This window comes from Haloprofundus marisrubri (assembly GCF_001469955.1).
GTDB lineage: Archaea > Halobacteriota > Halobacteria > Halobacteriales > Haloferacaceae > Haloprofundus > Haloprofundus marisrubri.
In genome coordinates this window covers 92,757-108,986 of the sequence record NZ_LOPU01000030.1, presented here as the reverse complement: position 1 = coordinate 108,986, position 16,230 = coordinate 92,757, and the positions used below count along the sequence as shown (strand labels likewise).

Here is a 16,230-nt window from a genome sequence, read left to right as displayed (position 1 = left end):
TGCGCGAGGCTTAACACCGAGGCCGTCAAACGGCCGCTCATGTCGACCGTCACGCTCATCGGCACCCGCCTAGCGGAACCGGGCAGGGAGTTCGTCTACGGCGGCGAGTCAACCGCCTGCGAGGGGTGTCCGTACCGAAAACAGTGTCTGAACCTCTCGGAGGGGAGACGCTACCGCGTCGTCGACGTCCGCGAGAACACTCAAACCTTGGAGTGTGCCGTCCACGATGCGGGCGTCCGCGCCGTCGAAGTCGAACCGGCGGCCGTCCCGGCGAACGTCCCCTCGAAGGGTGCGTACGCCGGGAGCAAAGCCCGTCTACAGGGCCCGTGCCCGCACACCGAGTGTCCGAGCCACCAGTTCTGTGAACCCGACGGGGCAGCCTTCGACGAGGAGTACCGCATCCAGTCTATCGTCGGCGACCCGCCGCACGACTACTGTCACCTCAACCGGTCGCTGACGCTCGTGGAGTTGGAGCCGAAAGAGTAGCACGCGCCTACGAAGCCGCTGTGTACGTCGACGTGGCACTCACCCTCCGGACACCTCATCACCGACCGCTTCGCCCCCCGTCTCACATCGGCTCTCCGTGAGTTGAAACGCCGACGCGTCCCCGACGAACCCGACCGAAAGCGCCGACGAGACGGTCGGTTCTCCGGTGTCGGATGGAACGTCGCAGGACTCGGGGTCGACCGTCTGGTCGTCGTCTCTCGTCTCCGTTCCGTCGCCGTCCGATTCCTCGCCGTTCGTCGAACTTTCTGAACCCTCCCGACTCTCCTCGTGGATGTCTACGGCGACGTCAGTGGCGACGAACGAGAACTGCACGTCCTCGGTTCCGAATCTCTCTGCGGTGACGTTCTCCGACCCGTCTCTCGCGTACAGCGACCAGTTCTCATTCCCCGAGACGACGACCTCTCGAAGCGTCGTCTCGTTCGACCCGACGAGCCAAATCGCCGCGGGGTCGTCTAACAGTGCGAGCGTCGCCGTCGTGTTCCGAATCGTCGTGTCGGTGACGACCACCGAATCCGAGTGGACGACGCCGACGCCTGCGAACGCGCTCCGGTCGACGTAGCTCTCTGTGACGAGCGTCCCCGGTGAGTCGAACAGCAGGACGCCGACGGCGTTGTCGACGGCGGCCAAATCTCGAACGACGACACCCGTCGCGTCGCGGACGAACACGCCGTCGCCGCCGTTCGAGTGAACCGTCGTCTCCGAGACGGTGACGTCGGTGCTATCGGCGACGACGACACCGGCGAACGCGTTCTCGTTCGCAGTCGTCTCCGCGACCGAGACGTTCGAGGACGCCCGGACGACGATACCGTCGGTTTCGCTCCCGGTGACGCTCGACTGCCGGACCGCGACATCGTGGGCGGCGACGACGACGATACCGCGGGCGTTGCCGACGGCGTTCACGTCACTGATAGTCGCGCCATCGACGTTCTGCAGACGTGTGCCGACGTCGAGGCCCGTGAGGCGAATGTTTGTGACCGTGACGTTTGTGAGTTGTTCGGACGAACCGACGGCGACACCGACGCCGAACTGTGCCGGCGTGGGCATCGCAAGGTGTTTGCCGTACGCGAGCGAGTGCGCGCTCGGACCGACGGTGTGACCGCCGCCGTCGAGAACGATATCACTCGACCGGAGTTCCAGACACGTGTACTGTGTCGTCTCGATATCGTTCCCGAGAACGTACACACCCGGTTCGGTGAGAACGGCACAGTCGTCGAGAACTGTCGGTCCGCCCGGTGACCGCACTCCGAACGAAGCGGCGACCGAAACCGTAGGCTCACCGACGGCTCCGAACGTGGCGAGGACGACGAGGACGACGAACGCGACGACGAGTGGTGTGGACGTGATGGCCATGATGGGCTCCCGAAGCGACAGCCTCGGCGTCGTTCGTGTTCGGTGGGTCGTAGGCGGCAAGTCGTAAGCAGCAGACCGTTAGGCGGTGCTGTCGCTCTCTGTAACCGGCTTCCGAACCGCCGAATCGACCCGACCACCCGGACGACTCCGGACTGTCGCTTCTCGCGTTTCCCTTCGGTTCGTAGCCGAATAACAGTTAGCTGAACGACATTTCTATAATCGACCGAGCAGAAGATTCGTTCAACTCTCTCCCCGGACCGTTCGCCCGGCGAGTCAGTCGAGCGTTCCGACTCTCTCGGCGGTGTAGCCGAACAGGTCGGGGTAGCCGTACGGTGAGAGCAACACCGGGTAGAAGTCGACTTCCGCGACGAGGTCCTCGCCGTCGTAGGCGGCGAAGCGGTCACCCGCCGAGACGGACTCGAAGTTCGTTGCGAACACCTCGTACTCGTCGGCAGGTGGTTTCGGTATCTTGTCCGCGAGACGGAACACGGACACTTCGTCGCTCAGTCCCGCGTCGAGGCGGTCGGTACTCTCCGGCGCAGGCAGCACGCCCGTCGCCGCGAGGAACCCGCGAATCAGGTCGTAGGCGTTCTCGGCGGCCTCGTCGCTGCCTTGGAGACCGCACTCGACTTCGATGGTGTGGGCGTGGTCGATGAGTCGGCCCTCGGCGAATCCGGCGGTTTCGACGAGCAGTTCGACGGGAAGATGCGGACAGACCGCGCGTGCGACGGCGTCGACCGAATCGGCGACGGCGAACGGCCGTGGCGTCGACTGCGTGGAGTGTAGCGCCAGCACGGTACAGTCGCGGAGTTCGTTGACGAGGTCGTACGCGAGGCGTCGTTCGTGGCTCTCGGCGTCGGCCGACCCCGGAAACGCCCGATTCAGGTCGTCGTCGAGGTAGCGAACGCCGCGTTCGAGCGCTTCCTCGTTGGCGACGACGAGTTTGACGGGTCGTTCGACGGTCGGTTCCGTAGCGAGGAGTCGTTCGACTGCCCGGGGGCCGCACGGTTCGTCGCCGTGAATTCCGGCGACGACGGCGACCTCTGGGGTACCCTCGCCTAACTGGTACACCTGCATTTACACGGTCAAAGCGACGGACAGTCATATCCCTTTAGAAATCGCCGAAGAGCTGTCACCGAGATAACGACAGCGAGCCGAATCCGCTCGGTCGAGGCGTCGAACCGAGCGACTCAGTCCAGTCGCTCGGCGTATTCGTAGTCGGCTTCGTAGGCGGTCGGTCGGTGGTCGTCGAGGCTGATTCGGAACCCCTCCAAGGTCGTGGGGTCGTCCAGCGCGGTTTGCATCGTCTCGCGGATTTCGGGGAGGTCGACGCCGTAGAAGTCGTCGGGGACGCCGCGGAGATACTGTAACGCCGTCCGAAACAGCGAGCGCATCCCGGCGTCGTCCTCGAAGTCGAAGTGTTTGTAGGTGCCTGCGGCGACCTGCACCATTCCGTGCAGGAAGGCGCTCTCGGTTGTACCGCTCCCGTAGTTGTACCACTCGTCTTCGAAGCAGTCGTGGCTCTCGTGGAACTCGCCGGCGTTGAACAGACGGACGCCGTGTTCGACGGCGCGGCGGAGCGTGGCGTGTTCCCACTGTCGGTCCTCGCGCCACCCGGTCGGGTCGCCGAGCGGCGGGGCCACGCTCGGGTCGCGGGTGTGCTCGTCCATAGTCGGGCAATCCGCGCCGAGACGGGTAACTGCATCGGTGGCCGTGTTCGGCCGTCGACCGATACCGACCGCAGTCGCTACGGCTCAGTCGCGGCCGCCAGCATCTCGTCGACGAACTCGTCCAACGCCGCCTTCTCGGGACCGGGCCGCGTGTGCGCCTCGTAGTCGATTGTCTCCGGAAGCGTCGCCCGCTCGTAGCCGATGCGGTCCCCGACGACGCTATCGTCTCCTCGACGCTTTCGCTCGACCAACTCCTCGGCCAGCGTGAGCCATTCGCCGTCGAACACTGCCGGTGCTTGCTCGGCGAGGAACGTCGGAAAATCGACGTACGGGAGTTCGTGGTCTCCCTTCTCTCCTGTTGCGAGGAGATACCGCGCGCTCATCACCGCGATGAGCACCGCGAGATTTCGTTTCACCGTCTGTCGGGTCTTCGTCGACCGGACGGTGCGCTCGACGAATTCGCGTGACGGTTGCGTTTCTTTGCTCGTCGACACTGATTCGGCGTGTTCGACGTGGTCTGTGTGTTCGGTTGGTATCCGCGCCGGGTCGTCGCTGTCGACGAAGTGACGCGGAATCGAGAACACGCCGTCGCTCTTGCGACTGCCGACGACGTACGCCTCGTCGGTTCGCTCGACGATTGGATACAGCTGTTTTTCGTTGTCGACGAGGTGCGACGAGAGATACTTCCGGTAGTTCGACTTGGCGATACCTCGATAGCAGTAGTAGAGGCTCACCGGGTCGAACGTCGATTCGACGTACTCGCGGAGCGCGTCGGCGTCGAACCGCTCGCGGTAGCGAATCGGACTCCGGAGCGTGTCGATAGCGCCGTCGTTCGACTGCGAGAGGAGTGCGGCGAACTTCGTGACGTTCCATCCCGAAATCTCGATTTCGGACCCGACCGACCGTTCGATGGTGTCGCGCGGCGCGGTGAGGTGAAACCCCGTTCGGAGGTCACGCGGTGCGTAGACGACGCCCACGTCGTAGTCACTCTCGGGCGAGTCGAGGCCCCACGCGTGGCTCCCGCGGGCGATGGCGAGCACGATTGAGATGTCGTGGTCGGCTTCGAGTTCGCGGAGTGCGTCCTCGATTCGCTCGCGTACGTCCCGTGGGACCGTCGTCATATCGTGTGGTTGCTCTACGCAGCCGAGTAGCTGTTTCGGCTACGGTCGGCCCCTCGGTCGGTTCGTGGAAAATCAGGATGGAGTCCGCGACGAGCGCAGTTCAGCGTCGACCGTCAGTGGCTACGCTTCGCCGCGGTCACAGAGATGCGAGGTAGACAGCGGAATCTCCTCGCAGCGAAGCGTCTGCGCTCGCGGTCCGGCGACCCAAACCGTGTCGTCGGCCTCGTCGCGTGCGAGCCACCCACGTCGTTCCAGTTCTTGGAGGGTTCGGACCACGTCGTCGCGCGGAGGGCAGGGACTCGATACGGAGAGAATCTCCTCGGTGGTGAACGCGTCCGTTATGAGGGCGTACCGAATCGCCTCGCCCGCCACGGTCGCGTCGCGGTGGATTGCTTCACCCATGTGTTGTATGTTATCACGCGTAGCTATGAAACTGTCGTCAGTGTAGGTAGTTACAACGAACAGACCGATTCCGGAGATTGATTCCGGTTCTCATTCCACGTGGTTGACGAGGCACCACCATCTTCCACAGCGGAGCGCCCGAAAGCGCACGGCAGAAACGCTAACCTCGCCCGGCCGTCCACGCGACCACATCTCGGCGTTCCGGAACGCTTTAGCATTCCGAGGTTCCACCGAAAACTGCGTGCGAGGGTAGCCAAGCCCGGAAACGGCGGCGGACTCAAGATCCGCTCCTGTAGAGGTCCGTGGGTTCAAATCCCTCCCCTCGCACTACCGTCCCACCGGACGTAGTGCGGGAAGACCGCTCTCGGAGCGTTCTTCCCTCGCAAAACTTCTCATCGAACCAGTTTCCGAGCGACTGCACCGCCGCGTTGTCGTCGAGTCCTGACCGACGGCGAGGCCACTACGCGGAACATCGAGAGCCGAAAAAGCGGGAACGCTACTGCCTCGTCGTCGCCAACAATCCCTTCGAGTTACTTCTTTCCGCCGTCGGTCAGCGGCCGTCCACCCTCGGTCATGACGCTGTCTGCGAACACCTGTGCGTCCTCGGAGGTCGGCCGGTAGCCGTCGCGGAGTTCGTCGCCGAGTCGGGCGACTAGGTCCGTCATGTGCTGTCGCTCGCCGTTCTCGTAGACGTACTCGAACACGTCGGCGTACGCGTACTCTTCCCAGTGGCTGGCACTGTCTTCGTCGTAGCGGGTGTCGGCGATGTACGTGAGTTGTCGAGCGGCAGTTTCTGGGCGCATGGGAACGCGTTCTACCTCGAAGGCTATAAAAGTACTCTATTTCATAACTGAGTTAATTACTCTACACCGGCGATTCGAGGTGTCTCACGCCTCGAAGCTAGCGTCGAGGTACGCGTCGAGGAGGTTCGGGAAGTCGCGCCCGCGGAGATATCGCAGGCCGAAATCCTCCGCCCAGTCGACGATGCCCGTATCTTCGGTGACGACGCCGGCGTCGAGTTCGCGGGCGAGCACCAGTAGGTCGAAATCCTCCTGCGAATCGACGACACCGCGACGGAGCGTTTTCCGATAGTCCTGTCGGAGGTTCGAGATAGCGTCGTCGGCGACGCCTGCCTCGGCGGCGTCTCGGACGGCGTCCTCGGCGACGCGCAGTCCGGCGTCGACGCGCGAACTCATCTCGTGCATGAACCGCGAGACGACTTCGGCGGGAATCATCACCTCGAACCGCGAGGGATGTTTGCGGATGACCCACGTGTTCAGTTGTGCCGTCGTCTCGTCGTCGACGCCGCGGTTTCGCAGGACGACCATCAACTCGTCGTGTACCGACGGCGGCATGTAACAGGAGATGTTGAGTCGAAGTTTCGCCAGCGCCAGCGTGTCCAACAGTCGTGTGAGCGCGTCCTCCATCGTCTCGTCGCCCTCCCGAATCTCGTCGGAGAGAAACAGCGAGGTGTCGAGAACGAACCGCTGTTTCAGCGGATAATCGGCCATCGAGCGTCGATAGGCGGGGTCGGTACATGAACGTCCGTACCCGGTCAGTGCGGTTTCGTCGGCGTGTCGACGACGTATCTACGGTCGTGAGAAAAGATTCATGTGGTTCGGTAGCATACAACAGTATGCGAGGGTCGCAAGGACACACCGGACGACTACATCCGAACGCCGGACGTGGTTAGACGTAAACACCAAGAAATCCGTAAGAGGAAATCGAGGTCAACGCGTCGCAGGAGAACCGACCCCGCCCGCATTTGGCCGTACGAGGCCAGAAGAAGGTCAAGTAACGGACGACGTGAAAACGGCGTTCGAGAAACCGATGCAAGTCGGATGGGCCGTTAGGGCGGCTGAAAACGTCTCCCGTCCGAGTCCAATTTGTGATTCTCGCTTTCTTATACACCGAGACGCGAAGCGCTGTGCGTTCTGCCGCCCAATCACCCCGACTGTTCGTCGAGCAACCGCTGCATCGACTGGAGATACTCCGTCGCCACCGCGGGGTCGTGTTCGACCAGCGACGGCAACTCCGCCCACCCGTGGAGCAGACGCGCTTTCAACTCCCCTGCCGGCACCTTGTTCTTCGTCACCGTCTCACCCGTCTCGACGAGTTCGTAGGCCGTCTCCGAATCCCCTGCTCGGACGTGTTCGCGTGCCTCGTCGAGCAACTGCGTCAACACCGCGTGTACGTCCGGTGAGAGGTCGGTCATCGTCGTTCTTTCGCAGGCCACGCCGAAAAAATGGGCGAAAGGAGAGTACAGTAGCGAACGAGCGCCGAAGCGTGACGAAACAGTATCGACTCCGACGGAACACCGCGGACCCCGACGAGACGCGACCGAAACCGACGCCTATTCGGTGTGGTCGGCCGCCGACCTACCAATGGCAGACGAGGCACTCCGCGCGGCCGTCGCTCGACGCGCCGCCGAAGCGGGCGCGGCAGTCGCGTTCGACCGCTTCCGACGCGGTATCGACGTAGAGACGAAAGACGGCAAAACCGACGTGGTCACACAGGCCGACAAAGACGCCCAGGCCCGCGTCGCCGACGTCATCGCCGATGCCTTCCCCGAAGACGAACTCGTCGGCGAGGAAGAGGACGCGCTCAAAGTCGTCCCAGACGACGGCGACGCGTGGGTCGTCGACCCCATCGACGGGACGAACAACTACGTCCGAAACATCCGCATCTGGGCGACGGCCGTCGCCGCCGTCCGCGACGGCGAACCCGTCGCCGCCGCGAGCGCGCTTCCCGCACTCGGCGACACCTACGTTGCCGACGCCGACGCCGTCTATCGCAGCGGCCACCAAGTCACCGTCAGCGCCGAATCCGACCCCGAGAAAAGTACGGTCGTCCCCACCGTCTGGTGGGACTTCGACCACCGCGACGAGTACGCGGCGGCGACCCGCGAAATCGTCGAGCGCTTCGGCGACATGCGCCGATTCGGCTGTGCGCAGGCTGTGTTGGCGATGGTCGCCGACGGCTCCTTAGAGGGCACCATCACCAACATCGTGACGAACCCGTGGGACACCGTCGCCGGCGTCTACATGGTTCGGCGCGCCGGCGGCACCGTCACCGATTTAGAAGGCAACCGCTGGCGACACGACTCGAAGGGTCTCGTCGCCTCCAACGGCGCGGTCCACGACGACGTGCTGGCGGCGGCACGCGGCATCGAAAAACTGGACGGCTGACCGAAAGGTCCAGTTGTCGAAGGTCGATTCCTGTCGGCTTGCGGCATTCGGTAGGCAAAAGTCTCCGGACGGCAAGATGCGCGCATGGAACTCGACGAGACGGACCGTGCGATTCTCCGCATTCTTCAGGAGGACGCCCGCACCCCGTTCAGCGAAATCGCACGTCGAATCGATATGTCGAGTGCGACGGTCCACGACCGAGTGGGCCGAATGGAGAACGCCGGCGTCATCGAGGGCTACCACGCCAAAGTCGACCCCAAGGCGGCGGGCTACGGCACGTCGGCGCTGGTCGGCCTCCGGGTCGAACAGGGCCACGAGGCCGAAGCACTGGAACGTCTCGAATCGATAGATGCGGTCAAGGAAATCTATCTCACGACCGGCGAGTGGGACGTGATGCTGCGGGTGTTTGCGCCCGACACCGACGGCCTGCGCGAACTGATGTTCGACCACATCGCGGCGATGGATGGCTTCTCGCGGTCGCAGACGATGGTCATCCTCGGGACGGAGTACGAACGGGCGGGACTACCGCTTTGAGCGTCTGAGAGGTCGGTGCGTACGGCCACGTCCGCACGTCGGCATCGGCCCCGACCGACAGCGAACTGCGCTTTCGACGCCGGAGACCGGAACCCTCAACATCTGCCCCTGCAGGTGTTGTGATATGGCAACGGTCGCAGAACGCGTGGAGGCGGACCCCGAACGGACGTGGCTCGGAACGATGGCCGTGGTCCTCACCGCGCTCGTTGGTGGGTCGCTCCTCTTTCCCCGCATCGTCTACGACGGCTTCCTCTGGCACTACTTCTGGGGCCCGGTCGTCGCCGACGGCGAAGGCGCGGTCTGTGCGGTTCGCTCCGGCGGCACGACGCAACTGCTCGACAGCGCTGCCGCCTGCGACGCCGCGACGGGCTTCGTCGCCTACCCCGGCTACACGCTCGTCTCGGAGGCTGGCTACGTCGTTACCCTCCTGCTCATGCTCGGCGGTGTCGTCCTCCTCCTTCGCCGTCTGAACATCGGCACGAGTCGCAAGTTCTTCTACGCGCTGTTCCCGTTCATGCTGTTCGGCGGGGCGCTCCGCGTCGTCGAAGACGCGGGCATCGCAGCGATGCGCGCGGGCGTCGACCCCGCGATTCCGTTCCCGTGGAGCGCGCTCATCATCAGCCCGTTCATCTACTTCACCGTCTTCTTCATCACGCTCGCCGCCGTCGTCGTCACGGTTACGCTCTCGCGCAACGGCGTGTTCGACGAGTTCTACCGGCCGCTGGCCGTCGTCGGCAGCGTCGTCCTCGCGGTGACGCTCGCGTATCTCGGCTATCTCGCGGCGACGACGGAGTACGTCACGTTCTACCCGCAGGTCATCACGGTGATGCTCGTACTGACCTGCGTTGCCACGGCAATCACGTGGTGGCTCGTCGAGACGTACAAACCCGAACTCAACGCCGGCACCGTCTACATCGGCCTGCTTCTCATCTGGGGCCACGCCCTCGACGGCGTCGCCAACGTCGTCGGTCTCGACTGGATGCCGGCGCTCAACGCGGGGCCGAACCTCGTCCCGAAACACCCGGTGAATCAGGGCATCGTCGACATCACCGGCGCGGTGCTGCCCGCGTCCGTACTCGCGGTGACCGGCGACGCGTGGCCGTTCCTGCTGGTGAAACTCGCCGCTGCGGTGTTCATCATCTGGATTTTCGAACCGGAGATATTCGAGGAGAGTCCGCAGTACGCCATGCTGCTTCTCATCGCGGCGCTGGCGGTCGGTCTCGGCCCCGGTACCCGCGACATGCTGCGAGCGACGTTCGGTATCTGAATCGTTGGATACCGAACTCGCCGGCGCGCCGGGACCGTTCTCTTCGACTTCAGCCGTTTATCGTACTCGTCTCGCCGTCGGCGCGGACGGTGATGACCGTACATTCGAGTTTCTCGCGGAGGTACGCCTCGATGTCCGGGTCGTCCAAAAATTTGCGGAGCATCCGCCGCCAGCGCCCCGCCTGTTTCGAACCGATGACGACGATGTCGGCGTCCTCGGCGGCGACCTCTTCGAGAATGGTCTCCTCGACCAGGAAGCCGCGACGGATAACGTAGCGCGCACGCGGGAGGCGGCCGAACTCGGCCTGTGCGGCCCGTTTGAGTTCGGCGCGGGTGACGCTGTCGCCGTTCTGGTAGAGGTTCACGTGGAGGACGGTCAACTCGGCGTCTCGTTCGTCGGCGATGCGAACCGCTTCGCGCAACGTCGCCTTGGAGTGGCTGGTCAGGGGGTACCGAACCGGGACGACAACCAACGTCATTGTAGGATGGTCAGCGTTCGCGGGTGTGAATATTTCTATCCGGAACCGGATAGATTGTCTGTCCTGAATTTCTCGGCAACTGAGCGAAAGCCGTCGGCCAACGCCTCTCGACGGCCGACCGCTCAGTCGTCCGCCGGCCGCCGAATCCGTCCCTCGACGCTCGCGGCGACGCCGAACTCGCGGGCGTACTCGGCCAGAATCTCGTGTTGGATGCCGAACTCGCCGGCGCGGTGACGTTCGGAGACGACCGGGAACTCGTGGTCGCTGTGGAGCAGATACTCTGCCGTCGCCACGCGATACAGTCGGTCGGTGTCGACCGGTTCGCCGCCGACCCGTGCGGCGAGCAGTTCCCGTCTCTCGTCGTCCCAGCGGACCGTCGCGCCGCTGACGTGGCCGTGCCACCAGTGCGGTTCGCCGAAGTCGACGACGCCGCCGGCGGCCTGCCGGAACGCCGTCAACAGTTCTTCGCCGGTGAGTTCCGCGACGACGACGGGTTCGGCGAAGGGGACGACGCTCACCAGGTCGGCGACGGTCACCTCGCCCGACAGCGCCGGGCCGTTCCGGATACCGCCGCTGTTCTGGAGGCCCACGTCGGCGTCGGCGGCCCAGCGGTACGCGTCGGCGACGAAGTTGCCCACGGCGCACTCGCCGCCGAAGACGACGTCTTCGGTTCGCTGCATCGGGGTCTGGGCCTCGCCGACGACGCTGTCGAGGCCGGACTCGGCGAGACGACTGCGGAGCGCCGCCACCAGCGACTCGTCGACCACCGTGTCGCTTCCGTCGTGTGTGCCGCTCTCGTCACTCCCGTTGGGTGCGTCGCCCTCGTCACTCCCGTCACCTCCATCGCCTCCGTCGTTCCCGTCGAGTTCGTGACGCTCGGCCCGCGCACCCTCGTCGTCGAGCGTCAGTTCGAGTACGGTCCACCCGTTGACGCCGGGTCGAAGCAGGAGCGTGTCGTGGACGTACTCGACTCGCTTGGAGTGGACGTGGCCGCCGAGAATCGCGTCGACGTCGACCCGTTTGGCGAGTTCGTCGTCGCCCGCGCCGAGATGCGAGACGGCGACAACGTAGTCGACACCCTCGGCGCGGAGGTCGGAGACGGCACGCTCGGCCGCCTCGTAGGGGTCGTCGAAGCCGAGTTCGGCGGCCATCGGGTTCAGCGAGTCCGTCGTCGGGTCGGTGACGCCGAAGAAGCCGATATCGTCGCCGGCGACCGATTCGACGGTCCACGGGGTGACTCCCTCGTTGCGACCGAACCTCTCGCCGCTCTCGTCGCGGACGTTCGCGCTTACCCACGTCTGGGGAGCGTCGGCGACCAACTGGCGAGTCGCGTCGGGACCGTAGTCGAAGTCGTGGTTGCCGAACGTCTCCACGTCGCTGTCGACGGCGTGAAAGAAATCCAGCGCCTGCCTGCCCTTCGAGACGAGTGCGAGGACGCCGGGGGAGGTGTTGTCGCCGCTGCCGACGACCAGCGAGTCCGGTCCGCCGAGCGAGGAGACCAGCCCTGCGAGACGGCCCGCCCGCTCGGGGTCGTCGTAGACGTTTTCGATATCGGAGTAGTGAAGCAACCGCGGCATTCACTCCGCGTCGGGGTGGCCGCGGTAAGAAGCCTCCGGGTTTACTCGGCTATTCGAGTTTGAACGCGACGGTCGCCTCCGCCTGGTACGTTCGGCCGTCCTCGCCGAGTTCGACCATCAGTTCGTCGACTTCGACCCAGTAGACGTTCTCCAGCGTCTCCTCTGCGCGGTCGACGGCATCGTCGACGGCCGCCTCGAATCCCTCGTCACTCTGTCCGATGAGCGTGATTTTTTTGAATACCATCGCAGGAAGGGGTACGGTTCGTGGCAGTAAAAATGCACACGGCGGTCACACGTTACGAGAATCGACGGCCAAATCCTCGCTTCGTCCGCGTGGACCGCTCAGTCGGACTCCACCTGTCCCCGCCCGAACCGTTCTGCAACCGCGCCGACGACGTCCGAGAGATGGGCGGTCCCCCAGACGGCGACGACGACGCCGCCGAGCGTGTTGAACATGATATCGACGAGCGTGTCGCTGAGACCGAACTGGGTCAGCACCGGTTCGCCGCCGCTCATCGCCGCGACTTCGCCGATGGCGAACTCCAGTACCTCCCAGAAGACGCCGAAGGCGACGGTGAACATGAGGATGAACACGAACATGAATCGCGGCGGGAGTTGGACTGCGTCGGTGTGTACGTCGAACGCGCGGGCGGCCGTGTAGCCGACGGCCGCGACGATGGACGCCGACAGCGTGTGCGTCATGTGGTCCCACCACCAGAACTGCCGGTAGAGACCGGTCTCAACGCCCGGAAGCCCGCCGCTGCCGATGGCGTGGAGAAAGACCGCCGTCGTCACCCACAGCGTCAGCCCCGCGTCCATCGGAATGTGGTAGTCCCGCTCCAGAAGCGCCGGCAGATACGTCACGCCGAGCGCGACGCCGGCGTTGACGACCACGCCCCAGTCGCCGCGTTCGACGCCGATGGCGACCATCCCGATGAGAAACACCTGCATCGCGCGGGCGATTTGCGCCTGCCGGCGTTCTCCGATACCGAGTTGTTCGCGGACTCTCATCGGCTCTCACCGCCGCTGACGGCCGCCGGGAGTCGTTCGCGGGCGTGTGCGCGCCGGCGGAAGTAGAACTCGAACAGCAGTCCGGCCCCGACGCCCGCGAGCGTCGCCGCGACGAAGTCCCACATCAACGCCGTGTGGGCGATTTCGTCCGGCCGACCGAGGAGGAACTCGGTGCCGAGATAGAGGTCCGAGAGCCACTGGACGACGGCCCAGACGCCGGCGGCGGCCATCGTCGTGACGGCGACGAACAACACGGCGAAGGAGTAGTTCATCCGGACGGGTGTGAACACGTCGAGTTCGACAGCGACGACGAGTGCCACGGCGGCGACGGCGAAGTAGCGGACGACGCGCCCGCTGAGCGTCACACCGTCGATAGTCTGTCCGCCGACGAACGCTTGGCCGAGCACCGGAAGCACCGCCAGCGCGAGCACCTCCCACGGAAGCATCGCACGCGGGTTTCGATACGCGACGGCCGGAACGACGGCCAACCCGGCGGTAGCGAGGACGAACCCCGCTTGCACGAGTTCGCCTGTCAGCAATTCGCCGACGCCGGCGGCGACGAAGACGGCGACGAAGAACCACCCGATGGCGGCGTTCGTCCGCTCGTTTTCGACGACATCGCTCAGTCCCGACCGGTCCATACCCTCCCTATCGTTCTGTTCCGAGCAAAAGGTTTCCCACTGTGAACGTCGGCGGGTTACGAGCGAGCGTCGCTGACTGGCCGAAAGCGAGCGCTCACGCGACCAGATACGCTACCGTGTACGCGAACCCGGCGACGCTGACGGCGGCGAGACCGGTACAGAGCGCAGCAACTCTATCGGGCAACTCGACGCGGCGGCGGCGAATTTCGACACGAGGGGCCACCCCGACCATCCCGACAGCGAGAATGCTGAACACGAACGGGTACGACAGTTCGAGCGTTGGTGCGGGGATGAGAAGCACGCTCACCGCGTACGCCGCTCCGAGCGCCGCCCGGCCGTCGATAGCGTCACGGAATGAGTACCCCGAGAGGTACAGCGCGACGAGCAGGCCCACCCAGATGGTGAGTAGTTCGAGGCCGAACGCGCCGAGCAGGTTCAGCGTCGATTCGCCGCTGAGCGCGAGGCGGTCGGGAAACACTGTGAACTCGAACGGGTAGAACATCACCGGCGGCGACCCCGTAAACAGGTCGCCAAAGGGGTGCGAGACGAGGCCGACGAGCGCCGTCGAGAACGTGGCCGTGGGACCGAGGTCGGTCCACCGCTCGGTGGCCTCCGCGACGGCGACGACCACGATTGCAAAGAGGAGCATGATAGTCGCTCCGAGACCGCTGGAGACGACACCGGAGACGGCGACGACGCTCGCGAGCAGTCCGGCCGCCGCGACCATTTCTCGCCATCGGCCGAGGCGACGGCCACGAACCCACAGTCCTGCCGCGACGGCGACGACAGGCGCGACGACCACCGAGTGCGTCATCGCTCGGTGGACGAGGTTGCCGGTCTGCCAGAACTGCGAGGCGACGGCCAGCGCGTCGGTGGTCTGCGCACCGACGACGCCGACGAGCGCGTACGCCATGTCGACGTCGGGGGCGGCGGCGAACGCCGCGGCGACCGCTCCCAGCGCGAACGCGCGCGTCGAGTCGGTGCCGCGGGCGGCGGCCGCTCCGGCGACGAGAGCGAACGCCAAGAGGGCGTGCCCGACGAACATACCGGTGGTTGCGCGTCGGGACAAATAAGCTGTGCGGGCGTGAGAGTCGCTAACGCGCCCATCGCAGCCGAGTTCGAGAACCGACGAGAGACTCCACGTTGCAGGCGTCGTCGCCGACTCTCGTCTACAGTTTCTTCATCTCGCCGCTGAAGTCGACGGCGAACCGGTCGCCGAGACTGAACTCGGAGTCGCGTAGCAGGAGACACCGACGACTCCGTCCGCAATCATCCGTCTGTGAGACGAGTCGCTGAGTAACCCGAAAGTAACTGCGAAACTGGAAAAAGTCCGTGCGTCCCGACGGTCCGACGCCCGTCAGGCGACGGCCTGAGCGTCTTCTCGAATCACGCGATAGTCGTTCGTCTCGCCATCTGCGACGCTGATAATCGCCCACTCGTAGGTTCGGGCGGTACGTTCGAGTCGCTGGCAGAGCGAGTCGGCGTGTTCGTCCCAGGTTACGAAACAACGAAGCGGCGTGCCGTTGTCGCGTCCACCGTCGGCGAGTACACGACGCATCGTGTCGTCGTCCGCGACGGCTGTCACGTGCACAGTACGCCACTTATGTTCGGCCCGTAGCTCCGTCCCCTCTCCGGATACGGTGTAGCCGAGGCGGGTGAAAATCCGTTTGGCTGCCTCGACTGGTGGCATGGTAACAGGGGCCATGTAAGCGAAGCTACTCTCCCTTGTTTGATAAACCTTGTCACAGTCAGTGAAAACAATCTTGATTACTGACAGAACGGTCTACGGTGACGACTCGCATTGTCGGTTCGGCGACTTCACTCGTGGGCGGCGTCCCACTCGTCGGGTTTCTTGATGTTGCCGCAGGCGTTGCACTCGATGCGACCCATCGTATCCATCGCGTTGTCGAACGTCTCGCAGTTGCCACAGAGATAGCCCCAACGAACGTCGCGAGACTCGGAGACGTAGGTGGTGAAAAACGGCGCTTTCGACCCGCGAGCGCCCTCGCTGCGGTCGACGTAGACGGTGTCGTCCGTGGGCGTGGTAGCGACTTCGAGTTCCATGCGTTCGACTACAGGCGACGGGAGTTAACTACGTTGCTCCGCGTTACGTCCGGAAGCTTTCGCCACACCCGCACTCGGAGACGACGTTGGGGTTCTCGACGTGGAACCCGGCCGCCTGCAGACCGCTCTCGTAGTCGAGGACGCTGCCGCCGATGTAGCGACGACTCGCCGGGTCGACGAAGATACGCAGGCCGTGGTGTTCGGTCACCGCGTCGTCGGACTCGGGTTCGTCGTCGAATCGCATTCCGTACGACAGGCCCGCACAGCCGCCTTGCTGGACGAACAGTCGCAGGCCCGCCACGTCGGTGTCCAGACCCTCTCCTTCGAGGAGCGACAGCGCCTCCGACGCCGCGCTCTCGGTCACCGTCACCGGTGTCTCTGCGTCGCCGTCGACGGATTCGGTACTCATGGCTGAGCGTA

General features: G+C 64.7%; 21 protein-coding genes and 1 tRNA gene. 5 read left to right on the top strand and 17 right to left on the bottom strand.

The genetic code is table 11. The features are described 5' to 3' along the window. Nucleotides 1-39: 39 nt before the first annotated feature. Nucleotides 40-486, top strand: coding sequence for a UPF0179 family protein (locus tag AUR64_RS15355; protein WP_058582848.1), 447 nt, complete (start codon nt 40-42; stop codon nt 484-486). A 39-nt stretch (nt 487-525) separates the two neighbouring features. Here the strand turns inward: AUR64_RS15355 and AUR64_RS15350 are convergent, their stop codons facing one another. From AUR64_RS15350 to AUR64_RS15330, 5 genes are all read right to left on the bottom strand, one after another. Continuing rightward, nucleotides 526-1,857 carry a right-handed parallel beta-helix repeat-containing protein gene (locus AUR64_RS15350; RefSeq protein ID WP_058582847.1) on the bottom strand — a complete coding sequence of 444 codons (1,332 nt, stop codon included), beginning with the start codon at nt 1,855-1,857 and terminating at the stop codon, nt 526-528. Between the two features lie 273 nt (nt 1,858-2,130). Then, a complete protein-coding gene (locus AUR64_RS15345; protein ID WP_058582846.1) occupies nt 2,131-2,934 on the bottom strand; it encodes a succinylglutamate desuccinylase/aspartoacylase domain-containing protein in 804 nt (267 codons plus the stop codon). A gap of 113 nt (nt 2,935-3,047) precedes the next feature. Continuing rightward, nucleotides 3,048-3,527, bottom strand: a complete 480-nt coding sequence (locus AUR64_RS15340; protein WP_058582845.1) for a DUF309 domain-containing protein — start codon at nt 3,525-3,527, stop codon at nt 3,048-3,050. A 77-nt stretch (nt 3,528-3,604) separates the two neighbouring features. Beyond that, a complete protein-coding gene (locus AUR64_RS15335; protein WP_058582844.1) occupies nt 3,605-4,648 on the bottom strand; it encodes a nucleotidyltransferase domain-containing protein in 1,044 nt (347 codons plus the stop codon). A gap of 120 nt (nt 4,649-4,768) precedes the next feature. Next, entirely contained in the window at nt 4,769-5,050 is a 282-nt protein-coding gene (locus tag AUR64_RS15330) for a hypothetical protein (protein ID WP_058582843.1), read from the bottom strand. A 243-nt stretch (nt 5,051-5,293) separates the two neighbouring features. Here AUR64_RS15330 and AUR64_RS15325 point away from each other — a divergent pair. Further along, a tRNA-Leu gene (locus AUR64_RS15325) sits at nt 5,294-5,377 on the top strand. A gap of 203 nt (nt 5,378-5,580) precedes the next feature. Here the strand turns inward: AUR64_RS15325 and AUR64_RS15320 are convergent. The 3 genes from AUR64_RS15320 to AUR64_RS15310 form a co-directional block, all read right to left on the bottom strand. Continuing rightward, on the bottom strand, nt 5,581-5,853 hold the full coding sequence (locus tag AUR64_RS15320; protein ID WP_058582842.1) for a hypothetical protein: 273 nt from the start codon (nt 5,851-5,853) through the stop codon (nt 5,581-5,583). An 84-nt stretch (nt 5,854-5,937) separates the two neighbouring features. Next, on the bottom strand, nt 5,938-6,561 hold the full coding sequence (locus tag AUR64_RS15315; RefSeq protein WP_058582841.1) for an RNA ligase partner protein: 624 nt from the start codon (nt 6,559-6,561) through the stop codon (nt 5,938-5,940). 434 nt (nt 6,562-6,995) lie between these two features. Beyond that, nucleotides 6,996-7,265 carry a hypothetical protein gene (locus AUR64_RS15310; protein WP_058582840.1) on the bottom strand — a complete coding sequence of 90 codons (270 nt, stop codon included), beginning with the start codon at nt 7,263-7,265 and terminating at the stop codon, nt 6,996-6,998. Nucleotides 7,266-7,434: 169 nt separating this feature from the next. Between AUR64_RS15310 and AUR64_RS15305 the strand changes: the two genes are divergently transcribed. From AUR64_RS15305 to AUR64_RS15295, 3 genes are all read left to right on the top strand, one after another. Continuing rightward, complete coding sequence (locus AUR64_RS15305; RefSeq protein ID WP_058582839.1) at nt 7,435-8,238, top strand: inositol monophosphatase family protein; 804 nt, start codon at nt 7,435-7,437, stop codon at nt 8,236-8,238. 84 nt (nt 8,239-8,322) lie between these two features. Continuing rightward, nucleotides 8,323-8,772 carry an Lrp/AsnC family transcriptional regulator gene (locus tag AUR64_RS15300; protein WP_058582838.1) on the top strand — a complete coding sequence of 150 codons (450 nt, stop codon included), beginning with the start codon at nt 8,323-8,325 and terminating at the stop codon, nt 8,770-8,772. 124 nt (nt 8,773-8,896) lie between these two features. Further along, the gene (locus tag AUR64_RS15295; RefSeq protein ID WP_058582837.1) at nt 8,897-10,039 is read left to right on the top strand and encodes a DUF63 family protein; all 1,143 of its coding nucleotides are present in this window, start codon (nt 8,897-8,899) and stop codon (nt 10,037-10,039) included. 49 nt (nt 10,040-10,088) lie between these two features. On the opposite strand, the gene AUR64_RS15290 is transcribed toward AUR64_RS15295, so the two are convergent. The 9 genes from AUR64_RS15290 to AUR64_RS15250 form a co-directional block, all read right to left on the bottom strand. Then, nucleotides 10,089-10,517 (bottom strand): universal stress protein, encoded by a 429-nt coding sequence (locus AUR64_RS15290; RefSeq protein ID WP_058582836.1) that lies wholly within the window; start codon nt 10,515-10,517, stop codon nt 10,089-10,091. A gap of 122 nt (nt 10,518-10,639) precedes the next feature. Continuing rightward, nucleotides 10,640-12,094 (bottom strand): bifunctional metallophosphatase/5'-nucleotidase, encoded by a 1,455-nt coding sequence (locus AUR64_RS15285; RefSeq protein WP_058582835.1) that lies wholly within the window; start codon nt 12,092-12,094, stop codon nt 10,640-10,642. 49 nt (nt 12,095-12,143) lie between these two features. Beyond that, on the bottom strand, nt 12,144-12,338 hold the full coding sequence (locus AUR64_RS15280) for a dodecin (RefSeq protein WP_058582834.1): 195 nt from the start codon (nt 12,336-12,338) through the stop codon (nt 12,144-12,146). A gap of 98 nt (nt 12,339-12,436) precedes the next feature. After that, nucleotides 12,437-13,105, bottom strand: a complete 669-nt coding sequence (locus tag AUR64_RS15275) for a hypothetical protein (RefSeq protein WP_058582833.1) — start codon at nt 13,103-13,105, stop codon at nt 12,437-12,439. Next, the gene (locus tag AUR64_RS15270) at nt 13,102-13,746 is read right to left on the bottom strand and encodes a hypothetical protein (RefSeq protein ID WP_058582832.1); all 645 of its coding nucleotides are present in this window, start codon (nt 13,744-13,746) and stop codon (nt 13,102-13,104) included. The genes AUR64_RS15275 and AUR64_RS15270 overlap by 4 nt, the downstream gene beginning before the upstream one ends. A 94-nt stretch (nt 13,747-13,840) precedes the next feature. Then, on the bottom strand, nt 13,841-14,791 hold the full coding sequence (locus AUR64_RS15265; protein WP_058582831.1) for a metal-dependent hydrolase: 951 nt from the start codon (nt 14,789-14,791) through the stop codon (nt 13,841-13,843). A 312-nt stretch (nt 14,792-15,103) separates the two neighbouring features. After that, the gene (locus AUR64_RS15260; RefSeq protein WP_058582830.1) at nt 15,104-15,451 is read right to left on the bottom strand and encodes a DUF7116 family protein; all 348 of its coding nucleotides are present in this window, start codon (nt 15,449-15,451) and stop codon (nt 15,104-15,106) included. Nucleotides 15,452-15,564: 113 nt separating this feature from the next. Next, nucleotides 15,565-15,810: a DUF5816 domain-containing protein gene (locus AUR64_RS15255; RefSeq protein ID WP_058582829.1), complete on the bottom strand. Its 246-nt coding sequence runs from the start codon at nt 15,808-15,810 to the stop codon at nt 15,565-15,567. A 43-nt stretch (nt 15,811-15,853) separates the two neighbouring features. After that, nucleotides 15,854-16,219 carry a HesB/IscA family protein gene (locus tag AUR64_RS15250; RefSeq protein ID WP_058582828.1) on the bottom strand — a complete coding sequence of 122 codons (366 nt, stop codon included), beginning with the start codon at nt 16,217-16,219 and terminating at the stop codon, nt 15,854-15,856. Between the last annotated feature and the right edge of the window lie 11 nt (nt 16,220-16,230).